General features: G+C 72.6%; 1 protein-coding gene. It reads right to left on the reverse strand.

The window, feature by feature from the left end; translation table 11 throughout:
- Positions 1 to 1031: beta-ketoacyl synthase N-terminal-like domain-containing protein (locus tag JNG39_RS21095; RefSeq protein WP_368313927.1), on the reverse strand; the 1031-nt coding region annotated here is incomplete at both ends.

Here is a 1031-nt window from a genome sequence, read left to right on the forward strand (position 1 = left end):
GCCCGCGGCAGCGCACTCGAGCAGGCGGATCGCATCGTCCGCGTCCTGTGCGACCACCACGCAGCGATGGGAAAACGCCTGCCGGCCGCACAGCAGCGTGTAGCCGAGCGAGCGCACGTCCGCCGCGCCCCACGCACGGCCGCGCAAGGCCGTCGCCAGGTCGGCCAGCCGTTCGCGCAGCGCCTCCCCGCTCTTGGCCGACACCGCCAGCAACCAGTACGCCGGACCGCCTTCCTCCGCCACCGCCGGCGCCTCGTATTCGCGCAACAGCATGTGCGCATTCGTGCCGCTCATCCCGAACGCGCTCACCGCCGCCACCCGCGGCGTCGCCGATACCCACTCCCGGCGCTCGCGATTGACCTCGAACGCACTGCGCGACCAGTCGATGTAGTCGCTGCGCTCCTCGCAATGCAGGCTCGGCGGGATCGTCCGCTGCGTCAGCGCCTGCACCGCGCAGACCAGGTTCACCAGCCCCGCCGCCGCGAACGCATGACCCACCGCGCCCTTGACCGAGGTCAGCGCGCAGTATCCCGGCGCCGGCGCCTTCGCCCCGAACACCTCGTCCAGCGCGTTGATCTCCACCGGGTCGCCCAGCCGCGTGCCCGTGCCGTGCGTCACCACGTAACCGATCTGGCCCGGATCGATCTTCGCCCGCGCCTGCACCTCGCCGATCAGCTCGGCCTGCGCCGCGCCGTTCGGTGCCGTGATGCCGTTCGTCCGCCCGTCGTAGTTGATCCCGCTGCCCACGATCAGCGCGTGGATCGGGTCGCCGTCGGCCTGCGCCCGCGACAGCCGCTTGAGCACCACCGCCACCACCGCCTCGCCCGGGACCAGGCCGTTCGCGCGACGGTCGAACGCGCGGCAACGGCCATCCTCGGACAGCATGCCCGCCTGGCTCATGCCCCACCACGCGTGCGGGGTCAGCATCAGGTTCACCGCCGCGGCGATCGCCGTGTCGCAGTCGCCCGCGCGCAGGCTCTGGCACGCCTGGTGCGCCGCGACGAGACCCGACGAGCACGACGTGTTGATCG

The organism is Luteibacter sp. CQ10 (assembly GCF_040900725.1).
In the GTDB taxonomy this organism is placed as follows: Bacteria; Pseudomonadota; Gammaproteobacteria; order Xanthomonadales; family Rhodanobacteraceae; genus Luteibacter.